This window comes from Salirhabdus euzebyi, from assembly GCF_014207435.1.
Classification (GTDB): domain Bacteria; phylum Bacillota; class Bacilli; order Bacillales; family Alkalibacillaceae; genus Salirhabdus; species Salirhabdus euzebyi.
The window spans coordinates 432,581-451,745 of sequence record NZ_JACHGH010000001.1; the positions used below are offsets into that span (position 1 = coordinate 432,581).

Consider the following 19,165-nt stretch of genomic DNA (forward strand, 5'->3'; position numbering starts at 1 on the left):
ATGTTCAATTCTTTTCCGTTGTAAAAAAAAACAAAAAACACTATCAAACGCTAATATCACAACGTTTAATAGTGTTTTTATTTTTGTCGTTTCCGACACTTTCCGACTAACTGACGTCCCAGGAGCGATTCGAACGCCCGACCGACAGCTTAGAAGGCTGTTGCTCTATCCAGCTGAGCTACTGGGACAGAAATATAAGAAATATGGAGCGGGTGATGGGAATCGAACCCACGACATCAGCTTGGAAGGCTGAGGTTATACCATTTAACTACACCCGCAATCTCCTAACAGACAAAAGTTATTGTATAATGAAATCAACTAAATGTCAAGGGAGTTTCAAATGTTTTTTCTTTTAAGCTAAATTTTCGGTTACATCCTTTAAAACAGTGGCATCTTTTACATCCAAAAATTCAATTTTTAAAGCTTCAATGCTATGCCAAGATAGTTTAACATAAGTAGGAGCAGTTCCGCCAGCCCCTCCTCTTGGTGAACGAATGCTTCCAGGGTTTATAAAAAGCTTTCCTCCGACCTTTTCTGCTCCAGACATATGAGAATGTCCAAAACAAGCTATTTGAGCTCCTGTCTCTTCTGAGCGATAAGAAAGTGGCATTAACGTACTCTTTACATTAAACAGGTGTCCATGAGTAACATAGAATGACAAACCATCTACTTGAAAGTCTATTTCCTCTGGGTACGTTCGATCAAAATCACAATTGCCCCTTACTTTTTTAAAACCTTCCATTTCAGCTGAATGGAAGTCCAACTCAGAGTCTCCACAATGGATAAATACATCTGCTTCATTTTTATGACGGTTTTTGATTTGTAATAGCTCTTGTTCTAAACCATGACTATCACTTACGATAATAACTGTCGGCAATTTAGTTTCCCTCCGTCAATACTTCTTCTTTAATCCACTTAACCATTTGGTCAATCGCATCACGACGATGGCTAATTTGATTTTTTTCTTCTGGTTCGTATTGTGCTAGTGACCGCTCACTATTTTTAGGATAAAAAATAGGGTCATAACCAAACCCATGACTACCAACAGGTTTAAATCCGATAGAGCCTTCGCATGTACCTCTTTTTATGACCGTATCACCACCAGGGCGTGCAAGGGCTAATGCACATACAAATCGCGCAGTTCGTTCCGTTAGATCCATATTTTCTAACTCATTTAACACTTTTTCTAAATTTTTTTGATCGTTTTTCTCCAATCCAGCGTATCGAGCAGAGTAAATACCAGGTCTTCCTTCTAAAGCATCTACTTCAAGGCCTGAATCATCCCCTAATACGGGCATATTAAAAAGGTTGGCTACTTCTTCAGCTTTTATTGCTGCATTCTCTTCAAATGTAGAACCTGTTTCTTCTATTTCAGGGATTTCCTGCTCAATGTCTAATAAAGTTATAACGTCAATTCCAATTTCCCCAAAAATTTCTTTAAACTCTTTTGCTTTTCCTTTATTTTTTGTTGCTAACAACACTTTTTTCATCCGTTTCAACTCCAGTTTTTGCAGCATCTATATTGTTCATAATAGCCTCATGCCAAGGACCAATAGCCTTTTGTTGTAGCTCCATTAGTTGTTTCAATCCGACTTCTGCTAAAGCTAACATACTTGTTAATTCATCATAAGAAAAAGTATCCTCTTCACCAGTACCTTGTAACTCTACAAATTCATTATCCCCATTCATGACAACGTTAAGATCGACCTTAGCTTCTGCGTCCTCTTTGTAGCATAAATCCAGAACGGCTTTTCCGTCAGGTAATACACCAACAGATGTTGCAGCTAAATAATTATTTATTGGTAACTCCGCTAACACTTTGTTATCCACTAACTTACCAAAAGCAATTACCATTGCAACAAAAGCACCTGTTATCGATGCAGTTCTCGTTCCACCATCTGCTTGAATAACGTCACAATCAATCCAAACAGTTCTTTCCCCTATTTTGTTTAGGTTAACAACTGCTCTTAAAGCTCGTCCAATTAATCGTTGGATTTCCATTGTTCGTCCTGTAATTTTACCTTTGGACGATTCACGAATATTTCTTTGTTCTGTAGCTCTTGGTAGCATGGAATATTCAGCGGTAATCCATCCTTTTCCTTGTCCTCTTAAAAATGGTGGCACTCTATCCTCAATGCTGGCATTACAAATCACCTTTGTGTCCCCAACACTTATTAAAACGGAGCCTTCAGGATGCTTTGTAAAGTTGGTTTCTATATGTACGGGACGTAATTCTGTAACTTCTCTTCCATCCACTCGCATAATGTATCCTCCTTTTTTATTCGAATGTCATCATAACATATATTGTAACTAAATCTACGTTCCAATACAAAAAATTAATTGATGCGTTTCCTGCTATTACAAAAGTGCATTCGTCTTGTCGAGGCCTAATATAGTTAAGATGATCTCTGCAAAATAAGTGGCTTTAGAAAGCTTATCATTTTCTTGACAATAAAAAAGGAGCTGATTAGTCAGCCCCTTATACGATATTAAATTCCACTTGCATTTATAACATCATCTCTGCTTACTGGTTTAGAGAATGTTTCTCCATTCTCATTAAAAACTTGATCTGTACCGTCTACCGTTACTTGTACAGCCTCCACACCAGGTTGTTCCGTTAATGATAATACTAGACTACTTAATACTTCATTTGAAATTGTTTGGTTTTCTATACTATTAAAGATTGCGTCATTAAAGGTTAAGGATAAAACACCATCTTTATAGACAGGTTCTGCTGTTAGTTCGACGCCTTCCTGGAATACGTTTAATAATCCGGCCATTTCATAGCCAGGTCCGTTTATAATGTTCTTGACAACACTTTCATACATATCTGCTTCTTCCGATTCGATTGGAACAGTAACTGGTACAAAATAATACTGACCATCGTGTTGTGCAGGATAATATAAAGTTGTTGCTGTACTATTGGTTAAATCAGTAACATCCCCAACATGAAGATTAATACCGTTAGCTCTCGATAATCCATTAGAAATTGGTGTTCCATTAACAGGCATAACATCTTGTTCTTGCCCTTCAATTCTTAACTTCACTCGCTCAACTGTATCAAACTGCGTTAAGGTAAACGTCATTGCTTGCAAAATTTGAAGCTCTTCTTTTTCTGTATAGTTTGTAAACTCTTCAGATAGGTCAACAATAAGTGTTCCATCTTCCTCTAAATTCATGCTGTTCACTTCCGTACCAACTGGTAATACAGCTTGGAATCCATTTGGTAGCATATTGGTGACAGGTCCATCTTTTACTAAATATTCTAACGTTTGCTTTGCAACTGCTTTTGACTCATCAGTTGGTATAGTTAACGTTTGTGGTACTACCATACCATTCTTATCTAGTAAATAAAGCTCCCTTTTTACTTCCTTTGGTTCACTGGAATCTGAGTCTTCTTCTCCCTCTACAGACCCTTCACCTTCTACAACATCTTCCCCCACGTTATCTAGATTATTAACGGTTTCCACACTTTCTGGCGGGGTATCCATTTCTTCTAAGGACTGTTCCCCTTCAAATAAGCAACCCGTTAGTAGTACAATACTGGAAATAAATGCTATTGATAACACTAGTATCTTCTTGTGCATGCATATTCCCTCCTATGATGGTTTGTACTATTATTTATACGAGCTATTTTTGTAAATAGACCAACAAATCACAAAAACTTGTCTATCTTTTTATAGAGAGAAGGTTTTGTTAAAAATATTTATGATTATTAGGGGAATGGTTCTAGCGAAAGTGCAGGTACCCGGGTTATAGAGCTTTTGAGACACTTGATGTGTTGAAGCAACGAACACTTTTCATACTCCAGCGAATCATTTTCATTGTATTAATACAACGAAAAAAAGATGCCACAACGGGCATCTTTACTTTTCATTTAGACGAATATTTTTTACATATCTTAATGGATAGCCAAACCAAGAATTCGCAATATGTTGAAAAATGGCTAAGTTTCCAGTAGTGAAAAATTTATGGTTTGGAGACTGTTCACCTTGGTATAATAAGTTATGATACGAAAGAATGGCACTTACATCACGTGCCGTTTCATCACCTGAAGAAATAACTTGTACTTTTTCCCCCATAGTTTTTTGAATCACTGGTTTTAACAGTGGATAATGGGTACACCCAAGAATTAGTGTATCAATGTTTGTTTCCACAAAAGGTTTCAAGCACTCTTCTACTATTTGCTCTGCCTGATCCCCTTCTAGTATACCTCTTTCAACCATTGGTACGAGAGGAGGACAAGCTAAGCTATATACTTGAATGTTTGAGTGAATAGTCTTTAGCACTTTTGGGTAAGCTTCACTCTCAATTGTGCCCTTCGTACCTATGACACCAACATGTAAGTTTCTTGTGGATTTTATAGCTGTTCTAGCCCCAGGTTGAATAACTCCAATAACAGGAACAGGTAATTGCTTTTTTAATTCCTCTAAAACAAAGGCTGTTGCAGTATTACAGGCAACAACGAGCATTTTTATATCATAGTTCATTAAATAATTAACCATGTCCCATGTATACTGCTTTACTTCTTCTTGAGGTCTAGGACCATAAGGACATCTTAATGTATCACCTAAATAAATAAATTCTTCTTTTGGTAATTGACGAATTAACTCTTTTGCTACAGTTAACCCACCAACACCAGAGTCAATAACACCAATTGGACGTTTCAATTGAGGATCGCCTTTCTACTATTTTTTAGGATTATTCAATTGTTGATGGGATTCCATTTCTAAGAAGAGTTGATTCAATACGACTTTTAAAGACTGCACTTGTTCATTACTAAAGCGTTCTAAAACATCTAGCAAGTATTCCTGACGCTTTTCAATTACTTCATCTATAATTTCTTTTCCTTTTTTTTGAAGGTGAATTCGTACGACACGACGATCATCAGGATCACGTACTCGCTTTACTAATTCATTTTTTTCTAATCTGTCGACTAAGTCGGTAGTTGTACTGAAAGCTAAATATAACTTTTTAGACAATTCACCAATCGTTAAATCCCCTTCTTCTAATAACCATTGTAATGCAATGAACTGTGGAGTTGTGATTGGATAATTATTTAAAATTTCTCTACCTTTTTGCTTGATAATATGAGAAATATATCTTAAATCTTTTTCCAGTTCTGCAATCAATCCGTTGTCTAGCATTTTTTGCACTAGAGTACCTCCTAGTAATTATTATCTTTCACGTTTGATTTAGGGTGTTTGATAGCACTTACAAAAATCCATTCACTCTTTGTCAAAAATAATATATTACTGTATATTTTTTGCTGCAAAATTACATAAAAACAAAGTTAATGTAAGTATATGGGACGTTATGTCTGAAAGCAACTCATTTGAGAAAAATTAAGTCTCGAAATACATATTTACTTATATATTTAGTTGTTCTACTGTCTAAATGAAAAAAATCAAGGGCTGAAATCCAAGAATACTTGGATCAGCCCTTTCATTTAAAGCTTTAGCTCCCCCATGCGAAGGAGCTCTACCACTGCTTGTGAACGCCCCTTAACGCCCAGCTTTTGCATTGCGTTTGAAATATGATTCCTAACGGTTTTTTCAGAAATAAACAATTCCTCTGCTATTTCTTTTGTCGTTCGATCTTGAACAAGCAATTCAAAAACTTCTTTTTCCCGTTTTGTTAATAGCTGCTTTGGTTTATAGTCTTTTTCATTCAATCGGGAACCCCTCCTTGCTTTTCTTGAGCTACAAGGACTAAGGGGGATTTATTTAGTCACTCTATAGTATGTAGAATGAGAGATGACCGTTCCCTTATTTCAGAAAAAGACGCTTAATTTTTATCCTTTATATTGATTTATTTTTTCGAGCTGTTTTTCAGCAAATTGGACAGGCTTACCAGTATGTGGATTTATTTGTACAATACGTCCCCTACCTGTGATACAGACTTCTTCCCTTTGATTAATCGCTAAATAGTGTAAGTCTATAGAAGTGTTTCCTACATGATTTGCTTTAACGTACAGTTTTAATGTATCTCCAAAATATATTTGTTTATGATAATCACATTGCTGATCTGCTACTACAGGAACTTTTTCACTTTTTTCACTTAAATCTTGAAATATACCCACTTTTGCCATGAAGGCAATTCTTGCTTCTTCAAAGTAAATAAATGGCGACACATTATTAACATGCCCAAACATATCGGTTTCTGAGAATCTAATTTTTATAGGTATATAAAATTCGAAATTTTTCATCCATATCTGGAAATCTTCTATATAGTTTATACTCTTCATGAATTTTCGCTCCTAGTATGTTGTTAGTATATATAGTTTAATGATTTTATGTAAAATAACCTTATAAACAACTGTAAGGAAAAAAGCCCCTTCGTTTGAAGAGGCTTTATTATTAATTGTTATAATCGCTACCAAAAAAGCTCTTAAAGGATTGAACAGTAGCTTCTCTATTCAATGCTGCAATGGAAGTAGTCAATGGAATTCCTTTTGGACATGACTGTACACAGTTCTGTGAGTTACCACAGTTTGCAAGTCCACCATCTCCCATAATTGTTTCCATTCTTTCACTCTTATGAAACTCTCCAGTAGGATGTGAGTTAAAGAGACGAACTTGAGATAATGGTGCAGGTCCAATGAAATTAGAGTTGCTGTTTACGTTTGGACATGCCTCTAAACATACACCACAAGTCATACATTTAGATAATTCATAAGCCCATTGTCTCTTGCTCTCTGCCATACGTGGTCCAGGCCCTAAATCATATGTTCCATCAATTGGAATCCAAGCTTTAACTTTCTTCAATGAATCAAACATTCTACTTCTATCAACTGCTAAATCTCGCATAACAGGGAATGTTTTCATAGGAGCTAAGCGAACTGGTTGCTCCAATTGATCAATAAGAGCTGTACATGATTGACGAGGTTTACCATTAATAACCATCGAACATGCACCACAAACTTCTTCTAGACAGCCCATTTCCCAAAATACAGGAGTAGTAGCCTCCCCTTTTGCGTTAACAGGATTTCTTCTAATTTCCATTAAAGCGGAAATAACGTTCATATTTTTACGATAAGGAACTGTAAATTCCTCATTGTAAGGTTTAGAATCGGGGCCATCTTGACGTGTAATAACTAACGTTATCGTTTTAGATTCGCTCATCATTATTTACCCCCTTTTTTCTTTGTATAGTCCCTCTTACGTGGTTCAATCAATGAAACATCGACTTCTTCGTAATAAATTTCTGGTTTATTATTTTCTGCATCAAATTTTGCCATTGTTGTTTTTAACCACTCTTCATCGTTACGATCTGGGAATTCAGGCTTATAGTGTGCTCCACGACTTTCATTACGGTTATAAGCACCCATTGTAACAACACGAGATAAGTGTAACATGTTTTCTAATTGGCGTGTAAACATAGCACTTTGGTTACTCCAACGAGATGTATCATGAATATTAATATCTTTAAATCGCTCTTGTAGTTCTTGGATTTTTTCATCCGTTTTCAAAAGCTTGCTATTTTCACGTACAACTGTTACATTGTCCGTCATCCACTCGCCAAGCTCTTTATGGATTTGGTAAGCATTTTCCTTACCGTCCATTTTCATAATATCTTCAAATTTAGATTGTTCTTCTTTCAGCTTTTGATCAAATAGCTCTGAAGAAAGGTCATCTGCTGTTTTTTCCAAGCCGTTAATATATTTAACTGCATTTGGTCCAGCTACCATACCTCCGAAAATAGAAGACAATAACGAGTTTGCTCCTAACCGGTTCGCACCATGCTGAGAATAATCACATTCACCAGCAGCGAAAATACCAGGAATGTTCGTCATTTGATCATAATCTACCCATAGTCCACCCATAGAATAGTGAACAGCAGGGAATATTTTCATCGGTACCTTACGAGGGTCTTCCCCAACAAACTTTTCATAAATTTCAATGATACCTCCAAGCTTAACATCAAGCTCTTTTGGATCTTTATGAGAAAGGTCTAAGTAAACCATGTTTTCTCCATTAATACCAAGCTTTTGGTTAACACACACGTCAAAAATTTCACGAGTTGCAATATCACGAGGTACTAAGTTACCATATGCCGGATACTTTTCTTCTAAGAAGTAGAACGGCTTTCCATCTTTATAAGTCCAAACACGTCCACCTTCCCCACGTGCAGATTCACTCATAAGACGAAGTTTATCGTCCCCAGGAATTGCAGTTGGATGAATTTGAATGAACTCACCATTTGAATAAATAGCACCTTGTTGGTACAAAGCAGCTGCTGCGGACCCAGTATTAATTACTGAGTTAGTAGATTTACCAAAGATAATTCCTGGACCACCTGTTGCAATAATAACTGCATCAGCTTTAAACGCTTTTATTTCGTGAGAATTTAAGTTTTGACCTACTACCCCACGTCCGATTCCTTCATCATCAACAATTGCAGATAAAAATTCCCAGCCTTCATATTTCGTAACAAGACCATTTACCTCATGACGACGCACTTGTTCATCAAGTGCATAAAGAAGCTGCTGACCAGTTGTTGCACCTGCATAAGCTGTTCTGTGATGCTGTGTACCACCGAAACGACGGAAATCTAGTAAACCTTCAGGAGTACGGTTAAACATAACTCCCATACGGTCAAGCATATGGATAATTCCTGGCGCTGCTTCACACATTGCTTTTACAGGAGGTTGGTTCGCTAAAAAGTCCCCACCATAAACTGTGTCATCAAAGTGTTCCCAAGGGGAATCTCCTTCACCCTTCGTATTTACCGCACCGTTAATACCACCTTGAGCACATACAGAGTGGGAGCGTTTCACTGGTACTAGTGAAAGCAAGTCAACATGCACTCCTGCTTCCGCTGCTTTTATAGTTGCCATTAAGCCTGCTAGTCCACCACCAATGACAACGATGTTCCGTTTACTCATACTATTCACTCCCTTGTTTTTAACTACTACCTTTTATTCGTTCATTAACTTGCAAATGCAATAATTGTAGAAATACTTACGTATGATAATGCCAAGAAGATTAATAACGTTGCATAAGTCATAATTAGTTGAGATCTTGGCGTAATTGTAATTCCCCAGCTAACGAAGAAAGACCATAATCCGTTAGAAAAGTGGAAAACTGTAGCGATAACCCCAACAATATAGAACCAGAACATGAATGGATCTGCTAAAATATTTGCCATCATATTAAAGTTAACTTCTGTCCCATGAATTGCGTGTGCTAATCTTGTTTCCCAAACGTGCCATACGATAAAAATTAAGGCTATTATTCCAGTAATACGTTGTAAATAAAACATCCAGTTACGGAAAAAACCATACCTTGATACGTTGTTTCTCGCAGTAAATGCAATATAAACACCATAAATTGCATGGAAGAGTAATGGAAGTGCAATTACAAAAATCTCCAAAAAGTAACGGAAAGGAAGATTTTCCATAAATTGTGCTGCCTTATTAAAGGCCTCAGGACTCTTTGTGGCAAATTGGTTTACTACCAAATGTTGAATTAAAAATACCCCAACAGGGATAACCCCTAATAAAGAATGTAACCTACGATTGAAAAATTCACGATTCGATGCCATCTTAACCCCCCTCAGTAGATGATATTTCCTATACTACAATCATTTTTTAAATAAAGCGCTTTAATTTCCAAAAACAAGAATTAACGTAATAAATCTCTTTTTCTCGCCTTAGATATTACGCTTTTTCATGACAAGTAATATTGTACTTCTAACCATACTTACCGTCAAGAAATGATGTTCAGAAAATGTTCAAAAAAGCGTTTACAAATATAGGTTTATTTTTTAAATAATGTAAGTATTGCAATCCTTTTCATTCAACATGATAATAGAAGAAGAAAGGAATGAATGTGAGTTATGCGAAAAAACGATTCCCTCTTTACAAATGACTATATAAGACAATTACATATTCCTGCACTTGGCTCGGAATTAATCCGACACATCTCTTTACCTGAATTATTGGGCGAAGATGCTGGTTTTGTGCAGTATTACATTGGGAAAAATTTGGCTCGACAGTACCCGCTAGACTCTATAGATGAAATAATTCAGTTTTTTCAGGAAGCTGGTTTTGGACGATTAGAACTGACGAAGGAAAAAAATAAGGAATTCATATTTAGTCTATCTAGTTCCTTAATAAGTGAGCGTTTTCAGTACAAAGAAAATGTCTATTACAGACTTGAAGCTGGTTTTATTGCAGAGCAATTATCACATATACTACAGGAAGCTGTGGAATGCATGGATGAAGCGATTAAACGGAAAAAAATTATTCAATTTCAGGCTGTACCATCAGAATAATTACTATTTATAAAAGATAACTAAAACGAGCTGGAAGACTTTGTCATCCAACTCGTTTTTCCTTGTTTATTATTCTTGCTCCTCATCATCCTGCATTTGTAGAGCATCTAATATTGATTGTGCAACTGGTTGTGGAATACCTAACTTTTTGAAATCATCAACCTGAGCATCTCTAATATCATCAATGGACTTAAAATGACGGAGAAGTAGGCGTTTTCGTTTTTGCCCTACTCCCTCAATGTCATCTAAAACGGACTGGAACGTACTTTTCCCTCTTAGTTGTCTATGAAAAGAAATGGCAAAACGGTGCACTTCATCCTGGATTCGTTGTATTAAATAAAATTGCTGTGATTTCCTATTCATTTGAACTACTTCAGGCGGATTTCCATAAAGTAATTCACTTGTCCTATGCTTATCATCTTTTGCTAACCCACATAATGGTATATCGAGCCCAAGTTCATTCTCGAGTACATCTAGTGCTGCACTCATTTGTCCTTTCCCACCATCTACAAGAATGAGGTCTGGTAAAGGCAAGCCCTCTTTTATGACTCTTTTATACCTTCGTCTTATTACTTCACGCATTGTCTCATAATCATCGGGACCTTTTACGTCTCTTATTTTATATTTTCGATAATCCTTCTTACTTGGACGACCATCAACAAAAACAACCATGGCTGATACCGGATCTGTTCCCTGAATATTGGAATTATCAAAAGCTTCGATACGATGGGGTATCTCGATGTTTAACACTTCTCCTAATCCCTCTACTGCTTTTACCGTTCTTTCCTCATCTTGCTCAATCATAGAAAACTTCTCTTGCAATGCTATTTTTGCATTTTTCATCGCTAACTCAACAAGTTCCTTTTTTCTTCCACGCATTGGGATTTTCACTTCTGTTTCTAATAGCTCCGTTAACACCTGCTTATCCGTTCCTAGAGGCACAAAAATTTCTTTTGGTTTTGGGTGATTTTGATGGATGTAAAATCGGCCTACGTAACTAAGAAAGGTTTCTTCAGCATCATCAAAAAACGGAAAAATAGCTACATCCCTTTCAATTAACTTTCCTTGGCGTATAAAAAAGACTTGTACACACATCCAACCTTTATCATAGGAAAAACCAAAAATATCTCGATTAACTTCATCATTCAGCGTCATTTTTTGTTGTTCCATGACTGATTCAATGTGTTGAATTAAATCTCTATACTCTTTTGCTCGTTCAAAATCAAGCGTTTCTGCAGATTGCTGCATTTTATGCTGTAAACCCTTCTTTATTTCTTTATGACCTCCACTTAGAAACCTTGTGATACTTTGCACAATATCCTGATTTGTTTGATCAGACACATGATATTCACAAGGGCCTAAGCACTGATGAATATGGTAGTAAAGACAAACACGATCGGGCATGGTATTACACTTTCTCAGGGGATATAAACGGTCTAATAACTTTTTTGTTTCTCTTGCAGCATAGACGTTTGGATAAGGACCAAAGTATTTACCTTTATCCTTTTTCACCTTACGGGTAATGATGAGGCGTGGCTGCTTTTCTGCTGTTATTTTAATGTATGGATAACTTTTGTCATCACGAAGTAAAACATTATATTTAGGATCATATTTCTTTATTAAATTCATTTCCAAAATTAATGCCTCTACTTCTGATGAGGTCACAATATATTCAAAAAAGTCTATTTCTTGGACAAGTCTTTGGGTTTTCGCATCATGTGCTCCTTTAAAATAGGAACGCACACGATTTTTAAGCATTTTTGATTTCCCAACATAGATTACTTCATTGTGTTTATTTTTCATCAAATAGCAGCCTGGTTGGTCTGGTAGGACAGCTAATTTCTCTTGGATTCGTTTATTCATTTTCCATTCACGCTCCTAAAGGCATCATCATGGAAAAGATGTGCGTTCTTTACGTGCAAAAAATTCCCTTGTCATAATGATAGACAAGGGAATCTTTTCATGCAATATACTTTTGGTATTTTAAATTAAGAATGTTTGTTAACTAGCTCAGCTAGGGCATCTTTCGGTTGAAAACCTACTACTTGATCAACTACTTCCCCATCTTTAAATAGTAGTAAGGTTGGGATACTCATTACGCCAAATTTTTGAGCTGTTTCTTGGTTTTCATCAACGTCTAGCTTAATGATTTTCACTTTATCTGACATTTCACTATCAAGCTCTTCTAATACTGGTGCAATCATTTTACAAGGTCCACACCAAGGTGCCCAAAAGTCTGCAAGAACAAGTCCTTCTGAAGTTTCTTGGTTAAAGTTTTGATCACTAGCCTTTACAATTGCCATTATAAAATTCCTCCTAAGCCATGCTTATTCAATTCTAAATTAAGTATAACATCTTGGAATGATCTGTTTCCAATAGTTTGTTTTGCTTATTATTTCTCATAAGAATAATATAATTCATTATAGTCATTTCGAAAAGAAATCTGCTTATGTAAAAAAGCGCTTCTTCGTAAAAATCATTGTCATTTGTGTCATAGTTGATAGAAAATACGACGTAACCATTGAACTTTAATTCCAGCTGCTACGGAAATACACTACGCTTTCCACGGGCTCGCGCTGAGCCTCCTCACTCGCACAGAACGCTCGCTGTCGGGGCTCAACGTCTTCGCTGTCCCGCAGGAGTCTACGTGTATTTCCTTCCTTAGCATGTGCTTATCTTTAATGTACGGATGAATTGGGAAAAAGAAAGTTAAAAATCAAGTCATAGTGATAAGCAAGAATTATCTAACATGCCTATATGGTTTACCAATATCCTTGGAATTAGAAAGTCAATCTTAGCGTAGGCAGAATACGCAGACTCCTACGGGATAGCACGTGTCTGAAGACCCCGCAGCGATGGTTTTCCGCGGGGAGGCTGAGGCCGTGCCCGTGAAAGCGGAGTATTCTGACGAAGCGTTCGTATTCACTCATCAAAATGCAAAGCTATAGTTATGTCGTAGTTTAAGGATATTGTATCAAAAGCAGTATTTATTGAGAAAACAACCTTTAAAAAGTAAAATGCCCAGTAAACCTAAAAAGGTACTGGGCACTGATGATTATGCGTTAACTTTTAATTTTTTAATTTCTTCTGTTAATTTAGGAACTACATCAAATAGATCTCCAACAATTCCATAATCAGCAACATTAAAGATGTTAGCTTCTGGATCTTTGTTAATCGCAACGATTACTTTTGAATTAGACATTCCTGCTAAATGCTGAATAGCTCCGGAAATACCACATGCAATATATAAGTCAGGTGTTACTACCTTACCCGTTTGCCCAATTTGAAGGGAGTAATCACAGTAGTCTGCATCACACGCACCACGTGAAGCTCCAACTGCACCACCTAGTGCATCTGCAAGCTCTTGAAGTGGTTCAAAACCTTCTTTACTTTTTACCCCACGACCACCTGCGATTACTACTTTTGCCTCAGATAGATCTACACCTTCTGTAGATTTTCTAAGCACTTCTTTAATTACTGTACGAATATCTTTAATTTCAACCTCTTTAGCAGTGATTTCACCTGTTCTGCTTTCATCACGCTCTAAAGGAGCAATGTTATTCGGACGAACTGTCGCAAAAATCAATCCATCTGTAACAATTTTCTTCTCAAAAGCTTTACCAGAGTATATTGGTCTTGTAAAAACAACATTTCCACCAGCAACTTCAATGCTTGTTACGTCTGATATTAAACCACTATCTAGTTTACTAGCTAGCTTTGGTGTTAAATCTTTACCTGCAGCTGTGTGTCCCATTACAATTCCTTCTGGATCTTCATCTTCTATTACAGCTAATGCAGCTTGTGCATAACCCTCAGATGTATACGTTTTTAAAGTTTCGTTTTGAACAGTAACAACTCGATCCGCTCCATAATAAATTAGCTCTTGAGCAGCTTTTTCTAAACTTCCATCTCCAAAAACTGCTGCTACAATTTCTCCGCCCTCACTAACCAATTTTGCAGCGGCAACGGCTTCAAAAGATACGTTACGAAGTTCTCCGTCACGCACTTCACCAAAAACAACGATTTTTTTACTCATGACAATTCCCCTTTCCTTAGCTGTGTGTTTTATATTACCTTCGATTCATTTCTAAGTAATGACACTAACTCTTTAACTTGATCGTCAATTTCACCTTCTAAAACTTTTCCAGCCTCTTTTGCAGGTGGTAAGAACACTTCAATTGTTTTTGTCTTCGGTTCTACATCATCTTCATCTAAATCTAAATCATCTAATTCCAACTCTTCAAGTGGCTTCTTTTTCGCTTTCATAATACCAGGTAGAGATGGATATCTAGGTTCATTTAACCCTTGTTGACATGTAACAAGTAAAGGTAAGGAAGCATCTAATTTTTCGACGTCGCCTTCTACGTCTCTCTCGATATGAGCAGTATCACCATCGATTTTAAGATTTGTAATAGTTGTTACATATGGAATGTTCAGTTTTTCTGCTAAGCGAGGTCCAATTTGACCACTTGCTTGGTCGATTGCCACGTTACCAGCTAATATGAGATCATATTCTTTGTCATCAAAGAAAGCCTCTAAAATTTTAACCGTTGTAAATTGGTCACTTTCTTCCACATCGTCTTCTGTATTAATTAATACAGCTTTATCTGCACCCATTGCCAATGCAGTACGTAATTGTTTTTCAGCATCTTCACTGCCAATTGTCACAACCGTTACTTCTCCACCATGTTCATCTCTTAATTGAATAGCTTCTTCAATTGCATACTCATCGTATGGATTAATGATAAACTCTGCGCCTTCCTCTTCAATTCGGCCATTTGAGATAACAATTTTCTCCTCTGTATCAAACGTTCTTTTCATTAGTACGTAAATATTCATATAAAAACCTCCTTAAGTCTATTTATCTTTGAAATTAGGTTTACGCTTTTCAATAAATGCTTGTACGCCTTCCTTAGCATCTTCTGTGCCAAAGATATTTCCAAAGCTTTTTGCTTCTTCATATACACCTGTTTGAAATTGGGATGTATATGTAAAGGGAATTAATCCCATTATGGCATTGATAGATGGTGCACTTTTATCAACTATTTTACTTACTAGTTTACTAGTAAATTCTTTTAATTCATCCTCAGTAACCGCATGATTTGCTAGGCCAAGTTGGACTGCTTCATCACCTGTGATTGGTCTTCCTGTCAAAATCATTTCATACGCCTTAGGAATACCAACATAACGAGGGAGTCGCTGTGTTCCTGCGAATCCAGGAATTATTCCTAGGGTTAATTCTGGTAAGCCTAGCTTTGCCTCATGTGTCACAATACGGATATGGCAAGACATGGCAAGTTCTAAACCACCACCTAAAGCAGCTCCATGAATGGATGCAATAATAGGAATATGGAATTTTTCCATGCGATCAAATATTTGTTGTCCTTGTTGAGCAAGGCTCGTATAGTCGTCAGCATTTTGTAAAGATGTGAACTCTTTTATATCCGCTCCTGCAGAAAAGAATTTCCCTTCCCCTTGAATAACAATCGCCTTTACTGTGCGATTATGTTCAATTTGATCCAACACTTCTGAAAGCTCTTTCAAAAGTCCTGAAGAAAGGGCATTAGCAGGTGGGCTGTGAAAAAGTATATTCGCTACATTACCATCAACATGTAGTGATAATTTTTCCACCTGTATTCCTCCTCCCTATACCTTTAACAATTTTTAACGTTATTTTATTAAACCATTTGTTATAAAATGGTGAACGTCCTTTGTTTGAGATACTAAATTGTATCGTTGTTCCTTCATGACCCAGTTCGTAACAACTTCATCTAATGTACCAAAAATCATTTGGCGAACTAGTTTTATATTGATTTCAGGGTGATATAACCCTTCTTCAATACCTTCTTTTAAGATTTCATCAACAATCCCCAAATATCCTTTAAGTACGTCATTAATTTTTAATCGCAAATCTTTATTGGACTGACGTAACTCTAGTTGTGTTACAATGGCCAAATTGTGGTTCTCAGCAAGCTGTCTAAAGTGCATTTGAATTAAGGAATAAAGTTTATCACTAGCATTATCCTTTTTCTCAATGTCTTCTTTAATTCTCTCAACAAACTGACCCATCTTTTCTTGAAATAAAGAAACTAAAATATCTTCTTTATTTTTAAAATACAAGTAGATTGTTCCATCGGCTACACCAGCTTTTTTTGCAATTTTGGATACTTGAGAAGCGTGATAACCATTCTCTGCAATCACTTCTACTGCAGCATCAATAATTTGTTTGTATTTCGGTTTATTTTTTTTCATAATGTTCTCCTTATTAGAAAAACTCGGCTTATCGCCAAGTCTTTAAGTAGAAGGCGATTGCAATGTTTTTAACGCTTATACTTTAATGTGTTGACTCCGTCAATCAATAAAACTGAATGAATGGTCATTCACTCAGTTTTATTTTATAAGGAAATTATTCTAGTGTCAACTACATGGACACATTTTTTGCTTGTACATTACAATGTTAAAAAAAGCAAGAGAAAGGAAACAACTAGACACTTTGTTGTTTGTTTTGTTTTTCTTTCTCCTCATCAACCAATTTTCTTCTTAAAATTTTACCAACTGCTGTTTTAGGTAATTCATCTCTAAATTCATATATTCTTGGAGCTTTATATGCTGCTAAACTTTTTCTGCAAAATTCATTTAGTTCTTCTTCCGTCAATTCATGGCCATCTTTTAGTACAACGTATGCCTTTACTGTTTCTCCTCTATATGGATCAGGGATTCCTGCTACAACAGCCTCTTGAACACTTTCATGTTCATAAAGTACTTCTTCTACTTCACGAGGATAAATGTTGTATCCACCAGCGATAATCATATCCTTTTTACGGTCAACAACATAGAAAAACCCTTCTTCATCCATATAACCCATGTCACCAGTAAAGAGCCAACCATCTTTTAGTACTTTATCTGTTTCTTCTTGATTATTCCAATATCCTTTCATGACTTGAGGACCTTTTACAGCTATCTCCCCAACCTCATTTAACTCCGCTTCCTCTAAAGGTTCAGTAGATTTAAAAATTTTAGCATCTGTATCTGGCCATGGTACACCAATACTACCACTAACTCGTTTATCCCACAAAAAGTTTGAATGGGTTACTGGAGAGCTTTCTGTTAGACCGTAACCTTCTACTAGCTTTCCACCTGTTTCTTTCTCAAACTTTTCTTGAACCTCTATTGGCAATGGAGCAGAACCACTAATACATGCCTCTACTGAAGATAGGTCATAATTTTTTAAGTTTGGATGATTTAGTAAACCAACATAAATTGTTGGGGCACCTGGGAATAGAGTCGGCTTCTGCTTATCTATCGTTTTTAATACATCTTCCGGATCGAATTTTGGCATCAAAATCATTTTTGTTGCCATCATTATTGATAAATTCATAACAGCAGTCATACCATATACATGAAAAAATGGTAGAACACCCATTGTTACATCTTGGCCTTTTTTCGCTTTGTACATCCAATGTTGAGACATCTGCGTATTGGCAACTAAATTATAATGGGTAAGCATGACACCTTTAGGAAAACCAGTTGTACCTCCTGTATACTGTAGTAACGCTAAATCTTCTTTTGGATTCACCTCAACTGATTTGACCGATTCTGTTGCCTCTTTTAAGATGTTAACCCATTGATGAACAGTTCCACCATGTTTTGGTTTTTCGAATTCCCCATATTCCTTTTTTTGCACAAAAGGATATAGTAAGTTTTTGGGGAATGGTAAATAATCTTTAATACCGGTAACAAAGACGTGCTTTAAATCTGTATTGTCTCTAACTTTTTTCACTCTTGGATAGAGTAAGTCAAGACAAACAATAAAGTGTGCACCTGAGTCTTTAAGTTGATATTCTAGCTCTCGTTCCGTATAAAGAGGATTAGTTGGAACGACAATAGCTCCAGCCATTAATGCACCGTAGTAGGCAATTACAGATTGAGGTGAGTTCGGTAACATAATAGCTACGCGGTCACCTTTTTCTAAACCCAAACTTTGAAAATAGCTTGCAATCTTCTTAGTTTGTGAAAACACCTCTTCAAAGGATAATTCTTTACCCAAGAAGTGAAGCGCTTTCATATCTGGGTATTCTTCTGCCGATTCTTGAAGAAATTGCTGAAGTGGCTTCTCGTCATACTGAATAGAAGTAGGAATTTCAGCTGGATAATGCTTAAACCACACTTTTACATCTTCCCCCATTTTTAAGCCTCCTTAAAATGTATTACTCTCATTATAATCATTCATACGTCTAATTTGAAATATTATTTATAATTATCAGATTATTTTTTTAGAAAAAAGTCATCTTCATTACCTATACCACAGTAGTTAGACTGAATAATAAATGAAATTAGAGAAGCCTCGCTTTTTGATAAGCGAGGCTTCTCTATTATGCTGTCATTATATAATATATTCCGATGATCAAAAATAAAGCGGAAACTACCATTAATATTATTGCTAGCCTTTTCATTTAATGTTCTCCTTATATAATATTCGCTCCAATAACAAAGGATAACCCAATCGAAATTACCATCGCTATTAAACCAACTGCTCTGTTATCATTTGCGATTTCATCATCAATGCGAAAAGTTGGTGTTAGAAATTCAAAAATAAAATAACCGATTAATAACAGGATAAACCCTATCATTCCCCATCCTACACTCTGTAACAAGGAATCGTTATGTTCAATAGAATAGCGAAAAATATTGGCTATACCAAATATTTTTCCTCCGGTCGCCATTGCTACAGAAAAATTACCCTTTTTAATTTCTTCCCAATTGTTATACTTCGTTACCAGTTCAAATATCGCTAAAAAAAGGATAGAACACAAAACGACTACACTAAACCGCGCGGCTGTGTCTACAATTGGATTTTCCCAAAATTCACTCCACATCCTCACTCTCC

20 protein-coding genes and 2 tRNA genes are annotated in these 19,165 nt (G+C 36.2%); 1 reads left to right on the top strand and 21 read right to left on the bottom strand.

Annotated elements, in window-relative coordinates:
- Nucleotides 1–114: 114 nt before the first annotated feature.
- The 13 genes from HNQ94_RS02260 to HNQ94_RS02320 form a co-directional block, all read right to left on the bottom strand.
- Nucleotides 115–188 (bottom strand) — tRNA-Arg (locus HNQ94_RS02260).
- A 16-nt stretch (nucleotides 189–204) separates the two neighbouring features.
- Nucleotides 205–278: transfer RNA gene (locus HNQ94_RS02265), tRNA-Gly, on the bottom strand.
- A 74-nt stretch (nucleotides 279–352) separates the two neighbouring features.
- Nucleotides 353–877 carry a metallophosphoesterase gene (locus HNQ94_RS02270; protein ID WP_174494425.1) on the bottom strand — a complete coding sequence of 175 codons (525 nt, stop codon included), beginning with the start codon at nucleotides 875–877 and terminating at the stop codon, nucleotides 353–355.
- Between the two features lies 1 nt (nucleotide 878).
- Entirely contained in the window at nucleotides 879–1,490 is a 612-nt protein-coding gene (locus tag HNQ94_RS02275; RefSeq protein WP_174494424.1) for an XTP/dITP diphosphatase, read from the bottom strand.
- Nucleotides 1,459–2,262, bottom strand: coding sequence for a ribonuclease PH (rph, locus tag HNQ94_RS02280; RefSeq protein ID WP_174494423.1), 804 nt, complete (start codon nucleotides 2,260–2,262; stop codon nucleotides 1,459–1,461). The genes HNQ94_RS02275 and rph overlap by 32 nt, the downstream gene beginning before the upstream one ends.
- A gap of 227 nt (nucleotides 2,263–2,489) precedes the next feature.
- On the bottom strand, nucleotides 2,490–3,587 hold the full coding sequence (locus HNQ94_RS02285; RefSeq protein WP_174494422.1) for a GerMN domain-containing protein: 1,098 nt from the start codon (nucleotides 3,585–3,587) through the stop codon (nucleotides 2,490–2,492).
- Nucleotides 3,588–3,866: 279 nt separating this feature from the next.
- Nucleotides 3,867–4,670, bottom strand: coding sequence for a glutamate racemase (gene racE, locus HNQ94_RS02290; protein ID WP_174494421.1), 804 nt, complete (start codon nucleotides 4,668–4,670; stop codon nucleotides 3,867–3,869).
- An 18-nt stretch (nucleotides 4,671–4,688) separates the two neighbouring features.
- Nucleotides 4,689–5,147 (bottom strand): MarR family winged helix-turn-helix transcriptional regulator, encoded by a 459-nt coding sequence (locus HNQ94_RS02295; protein ID WP_174494737.1) that lies wholly within the window; start codon nucleotides 5,145–5,147, stop codon nucleotides 4,689–4,691.
- Nucleotides 5,148–5,449: 302 nt separating this feature from the next.
- The gene (locus HNQ94_RS02300) at nucleotides 5,450–5,674 is read right to left on the bottom strand and encodes a helix-turn-helix domain-containing protein (RefSeq protein ID WP_174494420.1); all 225 of its coding nucleotides are present in this window, start codon (nucleotides 5,672–5,674) and stop codon (nucleotides 5,450–5,452) included.
- A 120-nt stretch (nucleotides 5,675–5,794) separates the two neighbouring features.
- Nucleotides 5,795–6,247, bottom strand: a complete 453-nt coding sequence (locus tag HNQ94_RS02305) for an acyl-CoA thioesterase (protein ID WP_174494419.1) — start codon at nucleotides 6,245–6,247, stop codon at nucleotides 5,795–5,797.
- Nucleotides 6,248–6,359: 112 nt separating this feature from the next.
- Nucleotides 6,360–7,124 carry a succinate dehydrogenase iron-sulfur subunit gene (sdhB, locus tag HNQ94_RS02310; RefSeq protein WP_174494418.1) on the bottom strand — a complete coding sequence of 255 codons (765 nt, stop codon included), beginning with the start codon at nucleotides 7,122–7,124 and terminating at the stop codon, nucleotides 6,360–6,362.
- A 2-nt stretch (nucleotides 7,125–7,126) separates the two neighbouring features.
- Nucleotides 7,127–8,887 carry a succinate dehydrogenase flavoprotein subunit gene (gene sdhA / locus HNQ94_RS02315; protein WP_174494417.1) on the bottom strand — a complete coding sequence of 587 codons (1,761 nt, stop codon included), beginning with the start codon at nucleotides 8,885–8,887 and terminating at the stop codon, nucleotides 7,127–7,129.
- A 44-nt stretch (nucleotides 8,888–8,931) separates the two neighbouring features.
- Nucleotides 8,932–9,546, bottom strand: a complete 615-nt coding sequence (locus HNQ94_RS02320; RefSeq protein WP_174494416.1) for a succinate dehydrogenase cytochrome b558 subunit — start codon at nucleotides 9,544–9,546, stop codon at nucleotides 8,932–8,934.
- A gap of 294 nt (nucleotides 9,547–9,840) precedes the next feature.
- Between HNQ94_RS02320 and HNQ94_RS02325 the strand changes: the two genes are divergently transcribed.
- Nucleotides 9,841–10,278, top strand: coding sequence for a DUF2507 domain-containing protein (locus HNQ94_RS02325; protein ID WP_174494415.1), 438 nt, complete (start codon nucleotides 9,841–9,843; stop codon nucleotides 10,276–10,278).
- Between the two features lie 69 nt (nucleotides 10,279–10,347).
- Here HNQ94_RS02325 and uvrC read toward each other — a convergent pair whose 3' ends face one another.
- From uvrC to HNQ94_RS02365, 8 genes are all read right to left on the bottom strand, one after another.
- Nucleotides 10,348–12,141 carry an excinuclease ABC subunit UvrC gene (gene uvrC, locus HNQ94_RS02330; protein ID WP_174494414.1) on the bottom strand — a complete coding sequence of 598 codons (1,794 nt, stop codon included), beginning with the start codon at nucleotides 12,139–12,141 and terminating at the stop codon, nucleotides 10,348–10,350.
- A 125-nt stretch (nucleotides 12,142–12,266) separates the two neighbouring features.
- Nucleotides 12,267–12,581 carry a thioredoxin gene (gene trxA, locus HNQ94_RS02335; protein ID WP_174494413.1) on the bottom strand — a complete coding sequence of 105 codons (315 nt, stop codon included), beginning with the start codon at nucleotides 12,579–12,581 and terminating at the stop codon, nucleotides 12,267–12,269.
- 752 nt (nucleotides 12,582–13,333) lie between these two features.
- The gene (locus HNQ94_RS02340; protein WP_174494412.1) at nucleotides 13,334–14,314 is read right to left on the bottom strand and encodes an electron transfer flavoprotein subunit alpha/FixB family protein; all 981 of its coding nucleotides are present in this window, start codon (nucleotides 14,312–14,314) and stop codon (nucleotides 13,334–13,336) included.
- A gap of 29 nt (nucleotides 14,315–14,343) precedes the next feature.
- Nucleotides 14,344–15,117: an electron transfer flavoprotein subunit beta/FixA family protein gene (locus tag HNQ94_RS02345; RefSeq protein WP_174494411.1), complete on the bottom strand. Its 774-nt coding sequence runs from the start codon at nucleotides 15,115–15,117 to the stop codon at nucleotides 14,344–14,346.
- A gap of 18 nt (nucleotides 15,118–15,135) precedes the next feature.
- Nucleotides 15,136–15,909 (bottom strand): enoyl-CoA hydratase, encoded by a 774-nt coding sequence (locus HNQ94_RS02350; protein WP_174494410.1) that lies wholly within the window; start codon nucleotides 15,907–15,909, stop codon nucleotides 15,136–15,138.
- Nucleotides 15,910–15,948: 39 nt separating this feature from the next.
- A complete protein-coding gene (fadR, locus tag HNQ94_RS02355; protein ID WP_174494409.1) occupies nucleotides 15,949–16,530 on the bottom strand; it encodes a fatty acid metabolism transcriptional regulator FadR in 582 nt (193 codons plus the stop codon).
- Nucleotides 16,531–16,762: 232 nt separating this feature from the next.
- Nucleotides 16,763–18,463, bottom strand: coding sequence for a long-chain-fatty-acid--CoA ligase (locus HNQ94_RS02360; protein WP_174494408.1), 1,701 nt, complete (start codon nucleotides 18,461–18,463; stop codon nucleotides 16,763–16,765).
- 280 nt (nucleotides 18,464–18,743) lie between these two features.
- Nucleotides 18,744–19,154 carry a DUF350 domain-containing protein gene (locus HNQ94_RS02365; RefSeq protein ID WP_174494407.1) on the bottom strand — a complete coding sequence of 137 codons (411 nt, stop codon included), beginning with the start codon at nucleotides 19,152–19,154 and terminating at the stop codon, nucleotides 18,744–18,746.
- Between the last annotated feature and the right edge of the window lie 11 nt (nucleotides 19,155–19,165).